Annotated in this window: 14 protein-coding genes; 12 read left to right on the top strand and 2 right to left on the bottom strand. The window is 74.8% G+C overall.

Annotated features, from left to right (window positions below; translation table 11 throughout):
* The first annotated feature begins 6 nt into the window (after positions 1 to 6).
* Both OG802_RS02925 and OG802_RS02920 read left to right on the top strand, forming a co-directional pair.
* Positions 7 to 792, top strand: a complete 786-nt coding sequence (locus tag OG802_RS02925) for a glutamate racemase (protein WP_329406895.1) — start codon at positions 7 to 9, stop codon at positions 790 to 792.
* Between the two features lie 88 nt (positions 793 to 880).
* Positions 881 to 1,456: a hypothetical protein gene (locus OG802_RS02920; protein ID WP_329406892.1), complete on the top strand. Its 576-nt coding sequence runs from the start codon at positions 881 to 883 to the stop codon at positions 1,454 to 1,456.
* Between the two features lie 33 nt (positions 1,457 to 1,489).
* On the opposite strand, the gene OG802_RS02915 is transcribed toward OG802_RS02920, so the two are convergent.
* Positions 1,490 to 2,530 carry an O-antigen ligase family protein gene (locus tag OG802_RS02915; protein ID WP_329406889.1) on the bottom strand — a complete coding sequence of 347 codons (1,041 nt, stop codon included), beginning with the start codon at positions 2,528 to 2,530 and terminating at the stop codon, positions 1,490 to 1,492.
* Positions 2,531 to 3,060: 530 nt separating this feature from the next.
* Here OG802_RS02915 and lnt point away from each other — a divergent pair.
* Both lnt and OG802_RS02905 read left to right on the top strand, forming a co-directional pair.
* Positions 3,061 to 4,671: an apolipoprotein N-acyltransferase gene (gene lnt, locus OG802_RS02910; RefSeq protein WP_329406886.1), complete on the top strand. Its 1,611-nt coding sequence runs from the start codon at positions 3,061 to 3,063 to the stop codon at positions 4,669 to 4,671.
* A 38-nt stretch (positions 4,672 to 4,709) separates the two neighbouring features.
* Positions 4,710 to 5,189, top strand: a complete 480-nt coding sequence (locus OG802_RS02905; RefSeq protein ID WP_329406883.1) for an NUDIX hydrolase — start codon at positions 4,710 to 4,712, stop codon at positions 5,187 to 5,189.
* 72 nt (positions 5,190 to 5,261) lie between these two features.
* Here the strand turns inward: OG802_RS02905 and OG802_RS02900 are convergent, their stop codons facing one another.
* Positions 5,262 to 6,482: a metallophosphoesterase gene (locus tag OG802_RS02900; protein ID WP_329406881.1), complete on the bottom strand. Its 1,221-nt coding sequence runs from the start codon at positions 6,480 to 6,482 to the stop codon at positions 5,262 to 5,264.
* A 486-nt stretch (positions 6,483 to 6,968) separates the two neighbouring features.
* Between OG802_RS02900 and OG802_RS02895 the strand changes: the two genes are divergently transcribed.
* From OG802_RS02895 to OG802_RS02860, 8 genes are all read left to right on the top strand, one after another.
* On the top strand, positions 6,969 to 7,844 hold the full coding sequence (locus OG802_RS02895) for a universal stress protein (RefSeq protein ID WP_329406879.1): 876 nt from the start codon (positions 6,969 to 6,971) through the stop codon (positions 7,842 to 7,844).
* A gap of 562 nt (positions 7,845 to 8,406) precedes the next feature.
* Positions 8,407 to 11,481 (top strand): FAD-binding and (Fe-S)-binding domain-containing protein, encoded by a 3,075-nt coding sequence (locus tag OG802_RS02890; protein ID WP_329406876.1) that lies wholly within the window; start codon positions 8,407 to 8,409, stop codon positions 11,479 to 11,481.
* A 52-nt stretch (positions 11,482 to 11,533) separates the two neighbouring features.
* Positions 11,534 to 13,357, top strand: a complete 1,824-nt coding sequence (locus tag OG802_RS02885) for a thiamine pyrophosphate-requiring protein (RefSeq protein ID WP_329406874.1) — start codon at positions 11,534 to 11,536, stop codon at positions 13,355 to 13,357.
* Positions 13,354 to 14,463: an enolase C-terminal domain-like protein gene (locus tag OG802_RS02880; protein ID WP_329406871.1), complete on the top strand. Its 1,110-nt coding sequence runs from the start codon at positions 13,354 to 13,356 to the stop codon at positions 14,461 to 14,463. Before OG802_RS02885 ends, OG802_RS02880 begins: the two co-directional genes overlap by 4 nt.
* Positions 14,464 to 14,512: 49 nt before the next feature.
* Positions 14,513 to 16,312 (top strand): glycoside hydrolase family 15 protein, encoded by a 1,800-nt coding sequence (locus OG802_RS02875; RefSeq protein ID WP_329406869.1) that lies wholly within the window; start codon positions 14,513 to 14,515, stop codon positions 16,310 to 16,312.
* 4 nt (positions 16,313 to 16,316) lie between these two features.
* Complete coding sequence (locus tag OG802_RS02870; protein WP_329406868.1) at positions 16,317 to 17,327, top strand: SDR family oxidoreductase; 1,011 nt, start codon at positions 16,317 to 16,319, stop codon at positions 17,325 to 17,327.
* 247 nt (positions 17,328 to 17,574) lie between these two features.
* Entirely contained in the window at positions 17,575 to 18,018 is a 444-nt protein-coding gene (locus OG802_RS02865; protein ID WP_329416914.1) for a MarR family winged helix-turn-helix transcriptional regulator, read from the top strand.
* A 175-nt stretch (positions 18,019 to 18,193) separates the two neighbouring features.
* The gene (locus OG802_RS02860) at positions 18,194 to 18,757 is read left to right on the top strand and encodes a hemerythrin domain-containing protein (protein WP_329406866.1); all 564 of its coding nucleotides are present in this window, start codon (positions 18,194 to 18,196) and stop codon (positions 18,755 to 18,757) included.
* Positions 18,758 to 18,813: the final 56 nt, after the last annotated feature.

Here is an 18,813-nt window from a genome sequence, read left to right as displayed (position 1 = left end):
GGCCGGGTGAAGATCGCGCTCATGGACTCCGGAATCGGCCTGCTGGCGGCCACCGCCGCGGTACGACGTCTGCGGCCCGACGCCGATCTCGTGCTCTCCCTCGACCCCGACGGCATGCCCTGGGGACCGCGCACCCCGCAGGACCTCACCGAGCGGGCCGTGGCCGTCGCCGAGGCCGCCGCGGCCCACCGGCCCGACGCGCTGATCGTCGGCTGCAACACGGCGACCGTCCACGCCCTGCCCGCCCTGCGCGCCCTCCTCGAACCCGCCGTCCCGGTGATCGGCACCGTCCCCGCGATCAAGCCCGCCGCGGCGGGCGGCGGCCCCGTCGCCATCTGGGCCACCCCCGCCACCACGGGCAGCCCCTACCAGCGGGGCCTGATCGACGACTTCGCCGACGGCGTCACCGTCGCCGAGGTGCCCTGCTGGGGGCTGGCCGAAGCGGTGGAGCACGCGGACGAGACGGCGATCGACGCCGCGGTCGCCGCGGCCGCCGCGCTCACCCCCGACGAGGTCACGACCGTCGTCCTGGGCTGCACCCACTACGAGCTGGTCGCCGAGCGCATCCGCGCCGCCGTGAGCGGCCCCGGGCGTCCCGCGCCGGCCCTGCTCGGCTCCGCCGGCGCCGTGGCCGCGCAGGCGCTGCGCAGGATCGGCGCCCGCCCCGAGCCCGACGCGGCCGCGACCGGCGCCGTGACGGTCATCCTCAGCGGCCGCCCGGGCGCCCTGCCCGCCCCCGCCCTGGCCTACGCCGAGGGCCGTCTGCTCCAGGCCGTCGCCCCCGCCCGCTGACCGACCCGTCGGGGCGCTCCGCCCGGGCGGAGCAGTCACTCTGCGCCACGTGGTACCGGCGCAGCGAAACCTGAGTAACCTCATGGATATGAGGGACCACCCCCACGACGAGAGCATCCCGCTTCCCGACGTCCCGCACAGCGACGCGCCCCACCCCGACGTCTGGAGCGGCCGCGCCACCAACCGCGTCCAGTGGCTGCTCGCCCTCGTCGGAGCGGCCTGCCTGGGGCTCGGCGTCGAACTCGCCGTCGACTCGGCCTGGACGTCCGGCGTCGCGCCCCTCGCCATGTCGGTCGTCGGCTGCATCGCCGCCGGTCTGCTGGTCCTCTTCGGCACCCTCGCCTTCGTCCACGTCGACCTCAGACTCGACGGGGAGTGCCTCGAAGTGCGCTGCGGCCACATCGGCCTGCCGCGCCGCCGCATCCCGCTGGCGCATGTCGCAGGGGCCGACTTCGAACCCCTCGTCACCCCGCGCCACTGGGGCGGCTGGGGCTACCGGTGGCGGCCGGAGAAGGGGACCGCGGTCGTCGTCCGCCGGGGCGAGGGCGTGGTGCTGCGCCTCTGGGACGGGCACACCTTCACGATCACCGTGGACGACGCCGAGTCCGCCGTCCGCGTGATCAGGAACCGGCTGCGGACGGGCGCCGCCGACACCGCACACTGAGCGCCCCGCGCGTGGGACCCGCCCTCTGCCCCCTCACGCGGACGGTCGGCCGCCGTGCAGGTCCCGCTCGCACCGCGGTGCGGCCCCCGACGTCCGGGCGGGCTCGCACACCGGGAGCGCCTCCGCGAGCGGCCGCGCCGTGGCCACGCCCGCCAGCAGCCCCGCGCCCGCCGTCACCGTCGTGAAGCTGAGCGCGTTCCCGGCCGAGGCGACGACGGCGAGCGCGGTGAGCGAAGCCCCCGTGGTGAGGACCACCGGCGTCGGGCGCGGCGCACGCCACAGGGCGAACAGCACCCAGCAGAAGACCGCGCCGAGCAGCAGCACGCCCACCACTCCCTGCTCCGCCGCGAGCTGCAACGGCGCCGAGTGGGGCTTGCCGTCCGGCGGCGACGACCGCGCCGCCGTCTCGCTCAACTCCCCGAAACGCCCCGGACCGACACCGAGACCGCTCGCGCGACGGGCCATGCCCAGGGCGTCCCGCCACAGCTCGACCCGCCGCGACGTCAGCACCTCCCGCACGACGCCGGCGAGGCCGCCCGGCAGCGCGCTCCCGGCGACCGCCCAGGTCAGCCCCGTCACCAGCGCGGCGACGAGCGTCAGCCCCGCGAGCACCGGCCCTCGGCGGAACCCCCCGCCCGCGGCCGACGAGCACAGCAGCACGGCGCCACAGGCCACCACGGCCGCCGCCGACCCCAGCAGCGCGCCCGCGACCACGACGACCCCGGCGAGCAGCCACAGCGCGAGCCGCACCGCCGCCACCGGCGTCGTCCAGGCCGCGCAGCACGCGGCGCCCGCCGACAGGATCAGCAGCGCGGCGGCGGCGCCGGCATGGCCGAGCGGCGCGACGGCCTCCGGCCCCGGGTCCAGCCGGGGCAGCAGCACGGCCAGCACGAGCCCGGCCGCCGCTCCGGCGCACGGCGCGGCGACCGGCGTCAGCGCACCGAGAATCCGCCCCGCCGCGTACCCGGCGGCCAGCGCCAGCACGGCGAGCAGCACACCCTCGGGACGTCCGTCGTGCACGGCGGCGGTGACCAGGGACCAGACGGCGCAGGCCGCCAGAACAGCCGCGCCCACCGCGTCCGAAACGTTTCGTCTCTCCCCGTCACCGGCCGTGCCGGCAGACGTCGTGCCCGTGGAACCCACCCCGCCCCCGAACCCGGTCGCCCCCCGACCGTGAGCCTGAACCCGCCGCGGACCTGAACCGCGACGGACCCCGGCCGCGCTCGCGTGCGACCGGAGCTCCGGCACACCGTATCCGCCGATGGGCGGTTTGTGGATGACTTGCGCCGGGTTGTACGACCGCACCGGCCGCCCGGCGTGCGCCCGGCGGCCGGTGCGCCCGCCGGGCAGCGCCGGTGGGCCGGTGCGGCCGGACACCACGGCGCCCAGGCGGACGACAGCCGGACCGGCCAGCCGGACGCCGGACGACGACGGACCGACGACGGACCGACGCCGGACGACGCCGGACGACGCCGGACGACGGACAGCGGCAGGCGGCAGCCGGACGTCGGCCGGACGGCAGTGCGGGGCCGGGACCTCGGCGGGGCGGTCCGCCCCTCAGACCGCGCTGTCGGCCCAAACGTCACCCGCCGTACACTCCCGGAGTGACCGTCACCGCAACTTCCGTCGGCCAGCCGGACCAGCTGGAACCCCCCACCGCGTCCCCCACACGCGGCACGCGCCTCCTGCGTCTCCTCCCGGCCGCCGCCGCGGCGCTCTCCGGAGTGCTGCTCTACGTCAGCTTCCCGCCGCGCACCCTGTGGTGGCTGGCGCTGCCGGCCTTCGCGGGCCTCGGCTGGGTGCTGCGCGGACGCGGCTGGAAGGCGGCCTTCGGCCTCGGCTACCTCTTCGGCCTCGGCTTCCTGCTCCCGCTGCTGGTGTGGACCGGGGTGGAGGTCGGACCAGGTCCCTGGCTCGCCCTGGTGGCGATCGAGGCGGTCTTCGTCGCGCTGGTCGGCGTCGGCATCGCCGCCGTCTCCAGGCTCCCGGCCTGGCCGCTGTGGGCGGCGGCGCTGTGGACCGCGGGGGAGGCGGCACGCGCGCGTGCGCCGTTCGGCGGCTTCCCCTGGGGCAAGATCGCCTTCGGGCAGGCGGACGGCGTGTTCCTGCCCCTCGCCGCGCTCGGCGGCACCCCGGTGCTCGGCTTCGCGGTCGTCCTGTGCGGGTTCGGCCTCCACGAGATCGTGCGGCTCGCCCTGGACCGGCGGCGCACGGGCGAACTGCGGCGGTCGGCGGCCGCGGTCGCGCTGCTCGCGATGGCCGTTCCCGTCGTCGCGGCCCTGGCCGCCCGCGTGCTGGTCAGCGACAAGGCCGAGGACGGCACGGCGACGGTCGCCGTCATCCAGGGCAACGTCCCCCGGCTCGGCCTGGAGTTCAACGCCCAGCGCCGGGCCGTCCTTGACTACCACGCGCGGGAGACCGAGCGCCTGGCCGCCGAGGTCGCGGCCGGCAAGAAGCCCCGGCCCGACTTCGTGCTGTGGCCCGAGAACTCCTCCGACATCGACCCCTTCGCCAACGCCGACGCGGCCGTCGTCATCGACCGGGCGGCCAAGGCGATCGGCGTGCCCGTCTCGGTCGGCGGGGTCGTCGAACGCGACGGCAAGCTCTACAACGAGCAGATCCTGTGGGACCCCGTGAAGGGACCGACCCAGACCTACGACAAGCGCCAGGTCCAGCCGTTCGGCGAGTACCTCCCGCTGCGCTCCCTCATCGGCGCGATCAACAGCGACTGGACGGCGATGGTCCGCCAGGACTTCAGCCGGGGCACCAAGCCGGGCGTCTTCGACATGGACCGCGCCAAGGTCGGCCTGGTCACCTGTTACGAGGCCGCGTTCGACTGGGCCGTGCGCTCCGAGGTCACCGACGGCGCCCAGATGATCTCCGTGCCCAGCAACAACGCCACCTTCGACCGCAGCGAGATGACCTACCAGCAGCTCGCCATGTCCCGCGTCCGCGCGGTCGAGCACAGCCGGACCGTCACGGTGCCCGTGACCAGCGGCGTCAGCGCGATCATCATGCCCGACGGCAGGATCACCCAGAAGACCGGCATGTTCGTCGCGGACTCCCTGGTGCAGAAGGTCCCGCTGCGCTCCTCGCAGACGCCGGCCACGAAGCTGGGGATCCTGCCCGAGATGCTCCTGGTGCTCGTCGCGGCGGGCGGTCTGGGATGGGCCGTCGCCGCCGGTGTGCGCGGCCGGCGGAACCCGGCGGTCTAGCCGCCGGGGGTGCTGCCGCGCCCGGTTAGGGTCGGATGATGGCGACTCCTGACTTCATCACCGACATCCGCGCCTCCGCCGGACACCATCTGCTCTGGCTTCCCGGCGTGAGCGCCGTCGTCTTCGACGACGAGGGGCGGGTGCTGCTGGGCCAGCGCGCGGACAACCGCCGGTGGACCGTGATCGCCGGCATCCCGGACCCCGGAGAGCAGCCCGCCGACTGCGCGGTCCGGGAGGTCTACGAGGAGGCGGGCGTGCACTGCGTCCCCGAGCGCGTCGTCCTGGTGCGCGCGGGCGACGCGGTGGAGTACCCGAACGGCGACCGGTGCCAGTTCATGGACATCACCTTCCGCTGCCGGGCCGTCGGCGGCGAGGCGCGCGTCAACGACGACGAGTCCGTCGCCGTGGGGTGGTTCGCGCTCGACGCCCTGCCGCTCATGCAGGAACGGCAGCTCTTCCGCATCAAGCAGGCGATCGCCGACGAACCCACGTGGTTCGAGACCACGGTCCCCGAGTGAACGGGGTGCGCGGCCCGCACCGCCCTCGCGTGCGCCACCAGGTGTTGCGGAGGCTCCGGCCGTCCCGTGGCCCTACGTCGCGGCGGGCGGTTGCGGGGAGCGGAGTACGAGCAGGGTGATCTCGCTGGGGGCGAAGACGCGGAACGGCGGCCCCCAGAAGCCGGTGCCGCGGCTCGTGTAGAGGAGGGTGCGGGCGCCGTGGCGGCTCAGTCCGGCGACGACGGGCTGGTCGAGGCGGACCAGGTGGTGGAAGGGCCAGATCTGGCCGCCGTGGGTGTGGCCGGACAGCTGGAGGTCGATTCCGGCGGCGGCCGCCCGGTCGACGAACTTCGGCTGGTGGGCCAGGAGCAGAACGGGCAGGCCGGGGTCGGCCCCGGCCAGGGCTCCGGCGAGGTGGGCGCGGTGGCCGGCCAGGCCGGAGGACTCGGCGGTGACGTCGTCGACGCCGGCGACCACGAGGGTGTCGCCGCCGCGTTCGAGCAGCAGATGGCGGTTGCGCAGCGGTTCCCAGCCCAGCTCGTCCATCAGGTCGACCCAGCCCTGGGCCTCGCTGTAGTACTCGTGGTTGCCGGTGACGTAGACCCGGGCCCGGGTGGCCCGCACGGTGCCGAGCGGGGCGGCCTGGGCGCGGCGGCGTCGCGCGGTGCCGTCCGCGATGTCGCCGGTGTGGCAGACCAGGTCGGCCTCCAGGGTGTTCACCGTCTCGCACACCCGTGCCGACCAGCGGGCGCGATCGAGGGGGCCGTAGTGGGTGTCGGTGATGAGGACGACGCGCGTGCCGTCCAGCCCGGCTCCCAGCCGCGGTAGCCGAACGTCGAGCCGGCGCACGCGCGGCACCCGGCGCGCCTCGGCGTAACCCCAGGCGAGCAGTACGACGGTCACGCCGAGGACGGCCCACGTGACGGTGCGGGCCCGGTCCTGGCTCCCGCCGACGCCGGCCACGGTCAGGGCGAGGCGCAGCAGGACGCCGAGCAGAACGGACCAGGTGAACAGAACCCAGCTCGCGCCCAGCAGGGTGTCACCGGCGATCGCGGCCCGGTCCCGCTGGCGCCGGCCGTGGCCGTGCACCATGGCGAGCGGCATGCCGACGAGCCCGAGGACGAACAGCGCGGTGGCGGCCGCTGCGACGGGCGGCGGCCAGTGCTGGCCGGTGTACAGGAGCACCCAGCAGGGCACGGCCCACAGCAGGACGGGGGCGATCATGGGGAGGTAGCGCATCAGGCGGAGCAGCGGACTCCGCCGCGGAGCGTGCGGTGCGCTCTCGGCGGGCCGGGTGTCGCTGGTGTCGGTCACGCTTCGCCTCCTGGCCGGGCTGCCGTCCCGCGCACTCTATCCGGTGGTCCCGGCGCGGGCCGGACCGGTGTTCGGGGCCGCGGCTCCCGCCGGGGGCCGGTGGCGGATACCGGGATGCGGGCCCGGCCGCCCGACGGCGCACTCGGCCGGGCCCGGCAGTGCCCGCCTTCGGTGACGCGCGCTCGCCGAGGACGGTCGCGCCGGCTCGGCCCACCACCCCGGCCTCCGGGACCGGACCCCGCCCCCGCCCGCACCCCCGCCTCCGAGGGCTCCGGCTCCGCATGCGGCGGGGAGGGGATGGAGCGATTCTCTAAGGAGGGAAGCAAGGAGGGATGCAAGGACGGAAGCAGCCCGTCCGGCACGTCGCGGGCTTCCGGAGCGGTCCGCCGTCGGACCCGTGCACCGCGGGGCGCACGCCCTCGTCCACCGTCGTGTCCTCGTGTCCTGACGTTTTCCATCCGCAGCAACGAGACGGAGGCCGCCGCCATGGAACCGGTCGTCACTGTGGGCCTCGACGGCTCACCCGAGAGTCTCGCCGCCGCGCGGTGGGCCGCCGACGAAGCCGCCAGGCGCAGGCTCACCCTGCGTCTGCTGCATGCCTGGCCCCTGCTGTCGCCGGAGCCCGCGCACGCCACCTCCGCGGTCGACCAGAACTACTGGGCCAAGCGCCTCGTGCACACGGCGCGGGCGGAGGCGCAGGCCCGTCACCCGGGCCTGACGGTCGTCGGGACTCTCGTGGCCGACGACCCGCACGCCGCTCTGCTCAAGGCGGCGTCGGAGTCGGAGATGACCGTGCTCGGCTCCCACGGGATGGGGACCGTGGAGAGCTACTTCATGGGCGAGGTCAGCATGCCGGTGGTGGCGCACGCGCCGTGCCCGGTGGTGCTCGTGCGCGGCGCCGGAAAAGGGCGGCACGGGGGAGTGGAGCCCGGACCCGGCGGACGTGTGGTCGTGGCCGTCAAGCTGAACGGCTCCTGTGACGGTCTGCTCGACTTCGCGTTCCATTCGGCGGCGGCCAGGGAGGTGCCGCTGATGGTCGCGCACGGCCGGAGCGTGCCCCTTCACGCGCGGGTGCCCTGGGGGGTGGACCACCAGGTGACCGAGGAGATGACGAAGGACGCACAGCACGAGCTGGACAGGCTGTTGCAGCCCTGGCGGGAGAAGTACCCGCAGGTGGAGGTGGTCGAGAGCATCCGTCTCGCGAGCGCCGCCAAGGTGGGCGTCCAGGCCTCCGAGGGCGCCGGACTGCTGGTCGTGGGCCGGCGTGCGCCCCGGCACAGCGGGGCGACCCACCTCGGTCCGGTCGCCCACGCCGCCATCCACCACGGGCGCTGCCCGATCGCCGTCGTCCCGCACGACTGAGACGCAGCGGGGCGGGGGACGGCTCGACCGATCCGAGACGGCGGCCCCCGCCACCGTCGGCGCCGCCCGCCATCTCCTGATGACCAGCCGACCGGGCGCCCCCGACGCCCGACCTCCGACGCCCGACCTCCGACTCGCTATGACGCGCCTGGTCGCCGCGTCGGCGGAGGGCTGAGCAGCCGGGCGTCGGCGCGCCGGCCCGGCCGACTCCCCGTTGTCCGTCGGCGGCCCCGTGCCGTGCGGTCCACTGATCCCTGCCGCGGACTGCCGTCTGCCCTCTGTCGGTGAGCAGGTCGAGGCCGGTCCCTTTCAGGACGCGGCGGGGAGCAGGGCCGGGAGCCGGCGAGGCCCCCGCCTTCGACGCGCCCGCTGCCCGCCTCCGCCCACTTTCCGACCGGGCCCCCGCGGCCACGGCCGGCTCGTCCCACGCGGACGGAAAAAGGCACCTTTGCACTCTGCAATGGTGGGTACTCGGCGGTCGCGGCGGCAGGGAAGGAGGCCGGCGGAGCCGCGTCGGCGTGTCGTCGCGTCCGGTGAACGGCTTGGGAAGGCGGATCGTTCCATGAATCACCCCCACACCGACGCCCCCGTGTCGGATCTTCCCGGGCTGGAGGCGGCACTGCGCGCGGCCGTGGACGGCGAGGTCCGCTTCGACGCGGGCAGCCGGGGCGCCTACGCCACGGACGGATCGAACTACCGGCAGGTGCCCGTCGGCGTCGTGGTGCCCCGCACCGTCGAGGCCGGGGCGCGGGCGGTGGAGGTCTGCGCCCGCTTCGGCGCCCCGGTGCTGTCGCGCGGCGGCGGCACGAGTCTGGCGGGCCAGTCGACGAACACGGCCCTGGTGATCGACTGGAGCAAGTACTGCCACGCCCTGGTGAGCGTCGATCCCGACGCGCGCACCTGCGTGGTCGAGCCGGGGATCGTCCTGGACGAGCTGAACCGCCGTCTGGCGGACCACGGGCTCCAGTTCGGCCCGAGGCCGTCCACGCACAGCCACTGCGCCCTCGGCGGCATGATCGGCAACAACTCGTGCGGCGCGTCCGCCCAGGCGTACGGCAAAACCGTCGACAACGTGCGCCGCCTGGAGGTGCTCACCTACGACGGCGTCCGGATGTGGGTCGGGCCCACGTCGCGCGCCGAGCGGGCGCGGATCGCCGCCGAGGGCGGCCGCCGCGCCGAGCTGTACGACGGACTCGACCGCATCGTCGCCGAGTACCTCGCCGACATCCGGCAGGGCTATCCGAAGATCCCGCGCCGGGTCTCCGGCTACAACCTCGACTCGCTCCTGCCGGAGAACGGCCTCGACGTCGCCCGGGCCCTCGTCGGCAGCGAGGGCACGCTGGTGACCGTGCTGCGCGCCGAACTCGACCTGGTGCCCGTGCCCGCCTGCCAGTCGCTGCTGGTCCTGGGCTACGACGACATCTGCGCGGCGGCGGACGACGTCGCCCACCTCCTGGAGCACTGCGAACCGGGTCAGCTGGAGGCGCTCGACGGCCGCATGGCCCAGCTGATGCGCGAGGAGCACGCCTACCTGGAGTCGCTCGACGCCCTGCCCGAGGGCGACAGCTGGCTGATGCTGCAGTTCGGCGGCGACAGCCAGGAGGACGTCGACGCCCAGGCCCACGCGCTGCTGCGCGCCGTCGGCCGGAGCGAGAAGGACGCCACGGTCGCGTTCTCCGACGACCCCGAGCGCGAGCAGCGGATGCTCAAGGCGCGCGAGGCCGGCCTCGGCGTCACGGCACGCCCTCCGGACGACCGGGAGACGTGGGAGGGCTGGGAGGACTCCGCCGTCCCGCCCGAACGGCTCGGCGACTATCTGCGGGACCTGAAGAAGCTGTTCGAGGAGTTCGACTACGACCATCCCTCGCTGTACGGGCACTTCGGGCAGGGCTGCGTCCACACCCGGATCCCGTTCGGGCTCAGGACCGCCGAGGGCGTGGCACGCTTCCGGCGCTTCGTGGAGCGCGCCGCCGACCTCGTCGCCTCCTACGGCGGTTCCCTGTCGGGCGAGCACGGCGACGGCCAGGCGCGCGGCGAGCTGCTCACCCGCATGTTCGGCGACCGCCTGGTGACCGCGTTCGGCGAGCTGAAGGCGCTGTTCGACCCGGACGACCGGATGAACCCGGGCAAGATCGTCCACCCCCACCCGGTCGACGGGCAGCTGCGTCTCGGTCCCCACTGGCGCCCCGCGACCCCCGCGACGCACTTCGGCTTCCCCGAGGACGACCACTCCTTCAACCGGGCCGTGATGCGGTGCGTCGGCATCGGCAACTGCCGCGGCCACTCCGGCGGCGTGATGTGCCCCTCGTACCGGGCGACCCGGGAGGAGGAGCACTCCACCCGCGGCCGGGCCCGGCTGCTCTTCGAGATGCTCGGCGGGCACGCCGACTCGGCCGTCCGGGACGGCTGGCGCTCCACCGAGGTGCACGACGCGCTGGACCTGTGCCTGGCCTGCAAGGGCTGCAAGTCGGACTGCCCCACGGGCGTCGACATGGCCACCCTCAAGGCGGAGTTCCTCTCCCACCACTACGAGGGCCGGATGCGGCCGGCGGCGCACTACTCGATGGGCTGGCTGCCCGTGTGGGCGCGCCTGTCCCGCCTGGCCCCCTCGCTGGTCAACGCCGCGCTGCACGCGCCGGGACTGTCCCGCGCGGGCAAGCTCCTGGCCGGCGTCGACGCGGCCCGCTCCGCGCCCGTGTTCGCCGGGCAGTCCTTCGTGCAGTGGTGGCGGGCCCGCGAGGCCGACGCACCCGACCCGGCGGACCCGCGCACCGTCGTGCTGTGGCCCGACACCTTCAGCACCTACTTCCATCCCGCGATCGCCGTCTCGGCCGTGCGCGTCCTGGAGGACGCCGGCTTCCGCGTCGCCGTGCCCGACCGGCCGGTGTGCTGCGGTCTGACCTGGATCTCCACCGGCCAGCTGCCCCGCGCGCAGAAGGTGCTGCGCCACACCCTCGACGTGCTGCGCCCGTACCTGGAGGCCGGCACCCCGGTCATCGGCCTCGAACCCTCCTGCACCGCCGTCTTCCGCTCCGACGCCCCCGAGCTGATGCCCGAGGACCAGGACGTGCGGCGGCTGGCCGGGCAGGTCCGCACCTTCGCCGAACACCTCGTCCACCACGCGCCCGACGGCTGGCGGCCGCCCCGGCTCGACCGGCACGCGACCGTGCAGACCCACTGCCACCAGCACGCCGTCATGAAGTTCGACGCCGACCGCGAACTCATGCGCCGCGCGGGCCTGGACGCCGACGTCCTCGACGAGGGCTGCTGCGGGCTGGCCGGAAACTTCGGCTTCGAGAGCGGCCACCACGAGGTCTCCATGGCCGTCGCCGAACTGGGCGTCCTGCCCGCCGTCCGCGGCGCGTCCCCCGACAGCCTGGTCCTCTCCGACGGCTTCAGTTGCCGCACCCAGATCGAACAGGGCGGGACCGGACGGCGGGCCCTGCACCTGGCCGAGGCACTGGCCCTCGGTCTCGACGGCCCGCTGCCCGGCGAACACCCCGAGCAGTCGGCCACGCGCCCGGCACGGCCCTCCCGGGCGGTCCGCTGGTCGACCACGGCGGCCGCCGCCGTCACCGCGGCCGCCGCCGCCACGGCGACCGGCAGAGGGGCCCTGCGCGCGCTGCGCCGCGCGTAGCCGCCGATCGCACGCCCACCAGGAAGGGCACCCACCAGGAAAGGTTCCGCACATGTCGAAGAAGGTCTCCGACCACATCCTCGAGCGCCTGCGCGAGTGGGGGGTGGAGCACGTCTTCGCCTACCCCGGCGACGGCATCAACGGGCTCCTCGCGGCCTGGGGCCGGGCGCAGGACAACCCCCGCTTCATCCAGGCCCGCCACGAGGAGATGGCCGCCTTCGAAGCCGTCGGCTACGCCAAGTTCTCCGGACGGGTCGGCGTGTGCGCGGCCACCTCCGGCCCCGGCGCCATCCACCTGCTGAACGGCCTGTACGACGCGAAGCTGGACCACGTGCCCGTCGTCGCGATCGTCGGCCAGACCGACCGCAGCGCCATGGGCGGCTCCTACCAGCAGGAGGTCGACCTCGTCAGCCTCTACAAGGACGTCGCCTCCGACTTCTGCGAGATGGTCACCGTCCCCGAGCAGCTGCCCAACGTGCTGGACCGGGCCATGCGCACGGCCATGGCCCGCCGCTCCGTCACGGCCGTGATCGTCCCGGCCGACGTGCAGGAACTCGACTACTCGCCGCCCGGGCACGCCTTCAAGATGGTGCCCTCCAGCCTCGGCATGTCGCCGTACGCGCCCGTGCCCGCCGACGCCGACCTCGAACGGGCCGCCGAGGTCCTGAACGCCGGCGAGAAGGTCGCGATCCTGGTCGGGCAGGGCGCGCGCGGAGCCCGCCAGGAGGTCATGGCCCTCGCCGACCGCCTCGGCGCGGGCGTGGCCAAGGCACTGCTCGGCAAGGACGTCCTCGACGACGACCTGCCCTACGTCACCGGGTCCATCGGCCTGCTCGGCACCCGGCCGTCCTACGAGCTGATGACCGGCTGCGACACCCTCCTGGTCATCGGATCGTCGTTCCCCTACACCCAGTTCCTGCCGGAGTTCGGGCAGGCGCGGGCCGTGCAGATCGACATCGACCCGCACATGGTGGGCCTGCGCTACCCGTTCGAGGTCAACCTGGTCGGCGACGCCCGCGCGACGCTGACCCGGCTGCTGCCGCTCGTCGACACGGCCGCGAACACCGGGTGGCGCGAGAAGGTCGAGAAGGACACCGCGCGCTGGCAGGAGGTCATGCAGCGCCGGGCCGCGGTCGACGCCGACCCCGTCAACCCCGAGTACGTCGTGCACGCGCTGAACGACCTGCTGCCGGAGAACGTGATCCTGTCCTCCGACTCCGGATCGGCCGCCAACTGGTACGCCCGCCACCTGCGGCTGCGCGGCGCCATGCGCGGCTCGCTGTCCGGCACGCTCGCCACCATGGGCCCCGGCGTGCCCTACGCGATCGGCGCCAAGTTCGCGCACGGCGACCGTCCGGCCATCGCCCTCGTCGGCGACGGCGCGATGCAGATGAACGGGCTGGCCGAGCTGATCACGATCGCCAAGTACTACCGGGAGTGGGAGGACCCGAGGCTCGTCGTGGCGGTCCTGAACAACCGGGACCTCAACCAGGTCACCTGGGAGATGCGCGCCATGGAGGGCGCCCCGCGGTTCGAGGCCTCGCAGTCGATCCCCGACGTCGCCTACGCCGACGTGGCCCGTCTGTTCGGCCTGGAGGGCATCCGCGTCGAGAAGCCGGGCGACGTGGTGGGCGCCTGGCAGGCCGCGCTCGCCGCCGACCGGCCCTGCGTCCTGGACTTCGTGACCGACCCCGCCGTGCCGCCCGTCCCGCCGCACGCGAGCCTCGACCAGATCGAGGCGGCCGCCATGTCCGTCCTCAAGGGCGACAGCGACCGCGCGGGCATGGTCCGCCAGGGCTTCAAGGCCAAGGTGCAGGAGTTCCTGCCCGGTCACCGCCACCGCGAGGACCGGCCCGGCGCACAGGACGACACATGAGCGACACCCCCGTCGTGACCGGCGTGGACACGGCCGTCTACACCGTGCCCACCGACGCGCCCGAAGCGGACGGCACCCTCGCCTGGGACAGCACCACGCTCGTCCTGGCCACCGTCCGCTGCGGGGACGCCACCGGCCTCGGCTACACCTACGCGCCCGCCGCCACCGCCCGCCTCGTCGACGACCTGCTCGCCGACGTGATCACCGGCCGCCCGGTCCTGGACGTGCCGCGCCTGAACGAGGCCCTGCGGCGCGCGGTGCGCAACGCCGGACTGCCCGGCGTCGCCGCCCAGGCGATCGCGGCGGTCGACATCGCCCTGTGGGACCTCAAGGCCCGCCTGCTCGGACTGCCCCTCGTCCGCCTGCTGGGCGCGGCCCGCGACGACGTGCCCGTCTACGGAAGCGGCGGCTTCACCACCTACGACGACGACCGCCAGGAACGGCAACTGCGCGGCTGGGTCGAGGAGGACGGCATCCCCCGCGTCAAGATCAAGATCGCGCAGTCGTGGGGGCGCGAGGAGGCACGCGACCGGCACCGTGTCGCCCGGGCACGCGCCGCCATCGGCGACACCGCGGCCCTCTACGTCGACGCCAACGGCGGCTACACGGCCAAACAGGCCGTGCGCATGGCCGAGGCGCTCGCCGACGACGACGTGACGTGGTTCGAGGAGCCCGTGTCCTCGGACGACCTGACCGCCCTCGCCGCCGTCCGCCGCCGTACGACCCTCGACGTGGCGGCCGGCGAGTACGGCTACACCCTGCCCTACTTCGCCCACCTGATCGCCGCGGACGCCGTCGACTGCCTCCAGGCCGACGTCACGCGCTGCGGCGGAATCACCGTCTGGCTGCGGGCCGCCGCACTCGCCCAGGCCCACGGCCTGGAGATCTCCGGGCACTGCGCCCCGCACGCCCACGCGCACGCCGCGGCCGCCGTGCCCAACCTGCGGCACCTGGAGTGGTTCCACGACCACGTCCGCATCGAGCGGCTCCTCTTCGACGGCGTGCTCGCCCCGGACGGCGGAGCCCTCGCCCCGGGCGCCGACGGCAGACCCGGCCTCGGCCTCGCACTCGCCGCCGAGCGGGCCCGCCCCTACCGGGTGGGCTGAGAGGCCGGGACCGGACCGCCCGGGCACCGAGCAGGAGGAAACACCGCCCATGAGCACCACGTGGCATCCCCCCACCCACAGCACGTCGCACCCCGCTCACGCACTGCACGACTACGCCCTGCTGGCCGACGGCGAACGCGGAGCCCTCATCGGCCCCGACGGCGCCGTCGACTGGCTGTGCGCGCCCACCTGGCACGACGACGCCGTCTTCGCCGCCCTCATCGGCGGCCGCGGCGCCTACAGCGTCACCCCGCACGGACGGTACGTCCCCGGCGGCTACTACGAGGAGGGCACGCTGATCCGGCGCAGCCGCTGGGTCACCGCCGAAGGCGTCGTCGAATGCCGCGAGGCCCTCGCCTTCCCCGGCGAGCCGGACCGGCTGGTCCTGCTGCGCCGGCTGATCGCCGTCGACGGCCCGGCCGACATCCGCGTCGTCCTGGACCCGCACGACGACTACGGACGGGCACCGGCCGGCCCGCCGCGCCGCGACGACGACGGCGTGTGGCACATCGACACCGGCCGCACCCGCCTGCGCTGGCAGGGCGCCCCCGGCGCCGCCGCCCGTCCGCAGGGCCTGACCGCGGACCTCCACCTCGACGCCGGCGCCGCACACGACCTGGTCCTGGAGTGCTCCACCACCGCACTGCCGCACCGGCTCCCGGTGGCCGACCGGGCATGGGCCGCCACCGAACGGGCCTGGCGCGAGGCCGTGCCACCGCTGGCGCACACCGTCGCCGCCGGGGACGCCCGGCACGCCTACGCCGTCCTGCGCGGAGTCACCGGCCGCGGCGGAGGAATGGTCGCGGCGGCCACCACCAGCCTCCCCGAACGCGCCGAGACCGGCCGCAACTACGACTACCGGTACGTGTGGATCCGCGACCAGAGCTACGCCGGACAGGCCGCGGCCGCCGCCGGGGCGCCCGACCTGCTCGACGCGGCCGTCCGCTTCGTCAGCGAGCGGCTCCTCGCCGACGGCCCGCGCCTGGCCCCCGCCTACACCGTGCACGGCGACCCGGTACCGCGCCAGCGCGACCTCGACCTGCCCGGCTACCCCGGCGGCTTCAGCCGCGTCGGCAACCACGTCTCCCAGCAGTTCCAGCTCGACTGCTTCGGCGAGGCGCTGCTGCTGTTCGCCGCCGCCCAGCGCGCGGGCCGACTCGACGGCGACGGCTGGAAGGCCGCCGACCTCGCGGTACGGGCCATAGCCGAACGACGGCACCAACCGGACGCGGGGATCTGGGAGTTGGACCCCAGGCGGTGGACCCACAGCCGCCTCGCCTGCGTCGCCGGGCTGCGCGCCCTGGCCGACGCCGCGCCCCGCCACCCCCTCGCCGGCCCCTGCACCCGCCTCGCCGACACCGTGCTCGCCGAGATCGCGGCCGACTGCGTCCACCCCGACGGCCACTGGCAGCGCGCCCCCGACGACCCGTCCGTCGACGCCGCCCTGCTGCTGCCCGCCGTGCGCGGCGCCCTGCCCCCCGACGACCCGCGCACCCGGGCCACCCTCGCCGCCTGCCGCGACCGACTGACCCGCGACCACTTCGTCTACCGCTTCCGCCACGACGACCGCCCGCTGGAGGAGGCCGAGGGCGCCTTCCTGCTCTGCGGCTTCGTCATGGCGCTGGCCGAACACCGGCAGGGCCGGACGACCGAGGCCTTCCGCTGGTTCGAACGCAACCGCGGCGCCTGCGGGGCATCCGGTCTCTACACCGAGGAGATCGACATCGCGCAGCGCCAGCTGCGCGGAAACCTCCCGCAGGCTTTCGTGCACGCCCTGCTGCTGGAGACCGCCGTCCGCCTCGCCCAGGACCCCGACCCCCGCGGCGCCCGCCGCCCGCAAAGGAGCTGACCCCATGTCCGAGACCGTCGTCATCACCGGAGCCAGCGCAGGCATCGGCCGCGCCACCGCCCGCCTGTACGGCGAGCGCGGCGCCGACGTCGTGCTGATCGCCCGCGGCAGGGCCGGACTGGAGGCGGCCGCGAAGGAGATCGAGTCCCTCGGCGGCCGCGCACTCGTCCAGATCGCCGACACGGCCGACGCCCGCCAGGTCGAGGCGGCCGCCGACGCCGCCGAGGAGGCCTTCGGGCCCATCGACGTCTGGATCAACTGCGCGTTCACCAGCGTCTTCGCCCCGTTCGACGAGATCACCGCCGAGGAGTACGACCGGGTCACCCAGGTGACCTACCTCGGCTTCGTCAACGGCACCCGCAGCGCGCTGAAGCGCATGCTGCCCCGCGACCGCGGAACCGTGGTGCAGGTGGGCTCCACGCTCGGGGAACGGGCCATCCCGTTGCAGTCGGCGTACTGCGGGGCCAAGCACGCCATCAACGGCTTCACCTCGTCGCTGCGCACCGAACTGCTGCACCGCGGGAGCAAGGTGCACGTCACGGTCGCGCAGATGCCCGCCGTCAACACGCCGCAGTTCTCCTGGGTGCGCACCCGCCTGCCCCGGCACCCGCAGCCGGTGCCCCCCATCTACCAGCCGGAGGTGGCCGCACGGGGCGTGCTGCACGCCGCCGACCACCCGCGCCGCAAGCAGTACTACGTCGGCGCGACGACCCTGGCGACGATCCTGGCCAACCGGCTCGCCCCCGCGGCGCTCGACCGCTATCTGGCCCGCACCGGCTTCGGCTCCCAGCAGAGCCCGACCCGGCCGCCGACCGGCGAGAGCAACCTCTTCGAACCCGTCGACCGGCAGGAGGGCGACGACCACGGCGCACACGGCGTCTTCGACGGGAAGGCGCACAGCCGCTCCTTCGAGACGGCCCTGTCCCGTCACCCCGCTGCCGTCGCCTCGGTCCTCGCGGCCGGAGTCGCCGTCGCGGCGCGGTCCCTGTCCGTCAGGCGCGGCCACACCTCGTGATCCTCTCCGCCCCCGGACCGGAAGCCGACCAGGACCGCGATCAGGAGCCGGCATGACGAGACACGAGACGCAACCCCGCCCCGGCCCCGAGCGGGAACCCGGCCCCGACCCGGAACCCGGAACGGGCCGCGATCCGGAAGCCGGGACGGTGCGCGGGCCGGCGGACGGCGACAGTCCGTCGTCCCGCGCGGCCGGTCCGGATCAGCACGAACTCGACCGCGCGGCCGAGGAGCTGAGCGCCGTGGTGATGGACGCCTCCCGTCTGTTCGTGGCCATCTCCGCCCGTGCGCTCGCCAGTGCCGCCGAGACGCTCACGCTTGCGCAACTGCGGGCGCTGGTCGTCCTCGACACCTGCGGACCGGTCAGGCTCACCGCGCTGGCCGCGACCCTCGGCGTCAACCCGTCCACCGCCCTGCGCATGGCCGAGCGGCTCACGGCGGTCGGCCTGGTCGACCGCAGGGCCAACCCCGCCAACCGGCGCGAGGTCCTGCTGAGCCTCACGGGCGCCGGGGGCGACCTGGTGACCACGGTGCTGGCCCGGCGCAGAGCCGAGATACGCACCCTCGTCGAACGGCTGCCCGCCGAGGAGCGCGCCGCGCTCGTGCCCGCCCTGAGAGCGCTGACGGCGGCGGCCGGCGAGATGGCGGTGGAGGCGGACCCGGTGACACCCACGGCCGCGGACGTCGTGTGACGCCGGACGCCTCCGCAGCCGGCCGCGACCCGTCCGCCACCGGAGTGAAGTGTCGGACCGGCGTGAGGCCGCCCGCGCCCACGTGGCAGGTATCGGTGCTGGGCGGCCGAGTCGGCGAAGGGCCGGACGAGGCCCGTCGCCCGGCGGCCTCGGAGCGTCAAGGAGTGGAGAACGCATGGGACACGGCGGCAACGTCATCCAGGAACTGACCACGGACCACAGGGAGGTGGACGAGCTCTTCGCGCAGATCGAAGCACTGCCCGGGACCGACCCGCGGCGGCGCGAACTGGCGGACCGGCTCACCATGGAGCTGATCCGCCACTCGGTGGCGGAGGAGGAGCACCTGTACCCGACGGTGCGCCGGTACGTCGACGGGGGCGACGACCTCGCCGACAAGGAGCTGGCCGACCACGCCGAGGTCGAGAACATGCTCAAGGAACTCGAAGGCTGCGAGCCCGGGGACGGCAGCTTCGACACGCTGATCCTGCGGCTGAAGAACTCCGTCACGGCCCATGTCGCCGACGAGGAGAACAGGCTCTTCCCGATGCTGGCCGACGTCTGCTCCGCCGACGCGCTGGAGGAGCTCGGCGAGAAAGTGCGCTCGGCCAAGCGGCACGCTCCCACGCGCCCGCACCCGGCCGCACCGGACACCCCGCCCGCGAACAAGATCCTCGCCCCCGGCGCCGGCATGGTCGACCGGCTGCGCGACATGCTCACCGGGCGCGGAAAGCAGGACTGACCTGCCCCGAACGGCAGCGCGGCCATCCGCCGGAACGCGGAGGTCCACCGGGCCGA

The organism is Streptomyces sp. NBC_00704 (assembly GCF_036226605.1).
Classification (GTDB): Bacteria; Actinomycetota; Actinomycetes; order Streptomycetales; family Streptomycetaceae; genus Streptomyces.
Note: the sequence above shows the minus strand (reverse complement) of the source record. Positions and strands in the feature narration are given on the sequence as shown.

What these genes read in the sequence shown, in the direction of transcription:
- OG802_RS02920 (WP_329406892.1), top strand. Translation starts at nt 881, where the DNA reads ATGAGGGACCACCCCCACGACGAGAGCATCCCGCTTCCCGACGTCCCG.
- OG802_RS02905 (WP_329406883.1), top strand. Translation starts at nt 4,710, where the DNA reads ATGGCGACTCCTGACTTCATCACCGACATCCGCGCCTCCGCCGGACAC.
- OG802_RS02895 (WP_329406879.1), top strand. Translation starts at nt 6,969, where the DNA reads ATGGAACCGGTCGTCACTGTGGGCCTCGACGGCTCACCCGAGAGTCTC.
- OG802_RS02890 (WP_329406876.1), top strand. Translation starts at nt 8,407, where the DNA reads ATGAATCACCCCCACACCGACGCCCCCGTGTCGGATCTTCCCGGGCTG.
- OG802_RS02885 (WP_329406874.1), top strand. Translation starts at nt 11,534, where the DNA reads ATGTCGAAGAAGGTCTCCGACCACATCCTCGAGCGCCTGCGCGAGTGG.
- OG802_RS02880 (WP_329406871.1), top strand. Translation starts at nt 13,354, where the DNA reads ATGAGCGACACCCCCGTCGTGACCGGCGTGGACACGGCCGTCTACACC.
- OG802_RS02875 (WP_329406869.1), top strand. Translation starts at nt 14,513, where the DNA reads ATGAGCACCACGTGGCATCCCCCCACCCACAGCACGTCGCACCCCGCT.
- OG802_RS02870 (WP_329406868.1), top strand. Translation starts at nt 16,317, where the DNA reads ATGTCCGAGACCGTCGTCATCACCGGAGCCAGCGCAGGCATCGGCCGC.
- OG802_RS02865 (WP_329416914.1), top strand. Translation starts at nt 17,575, where the DNA reads ATGGACGCCTCCCGTCTGTTCGTGGCCATCTCCGCCCGTGCGCTCGCC.
- OG802_RS02860 (WP_329406866.1), top strand. Translation starts at nt 18,194, where the DNA reads ATGGGACACGGCGGCAACGTCATCCAGGAACTGACCACGGACCACAGG.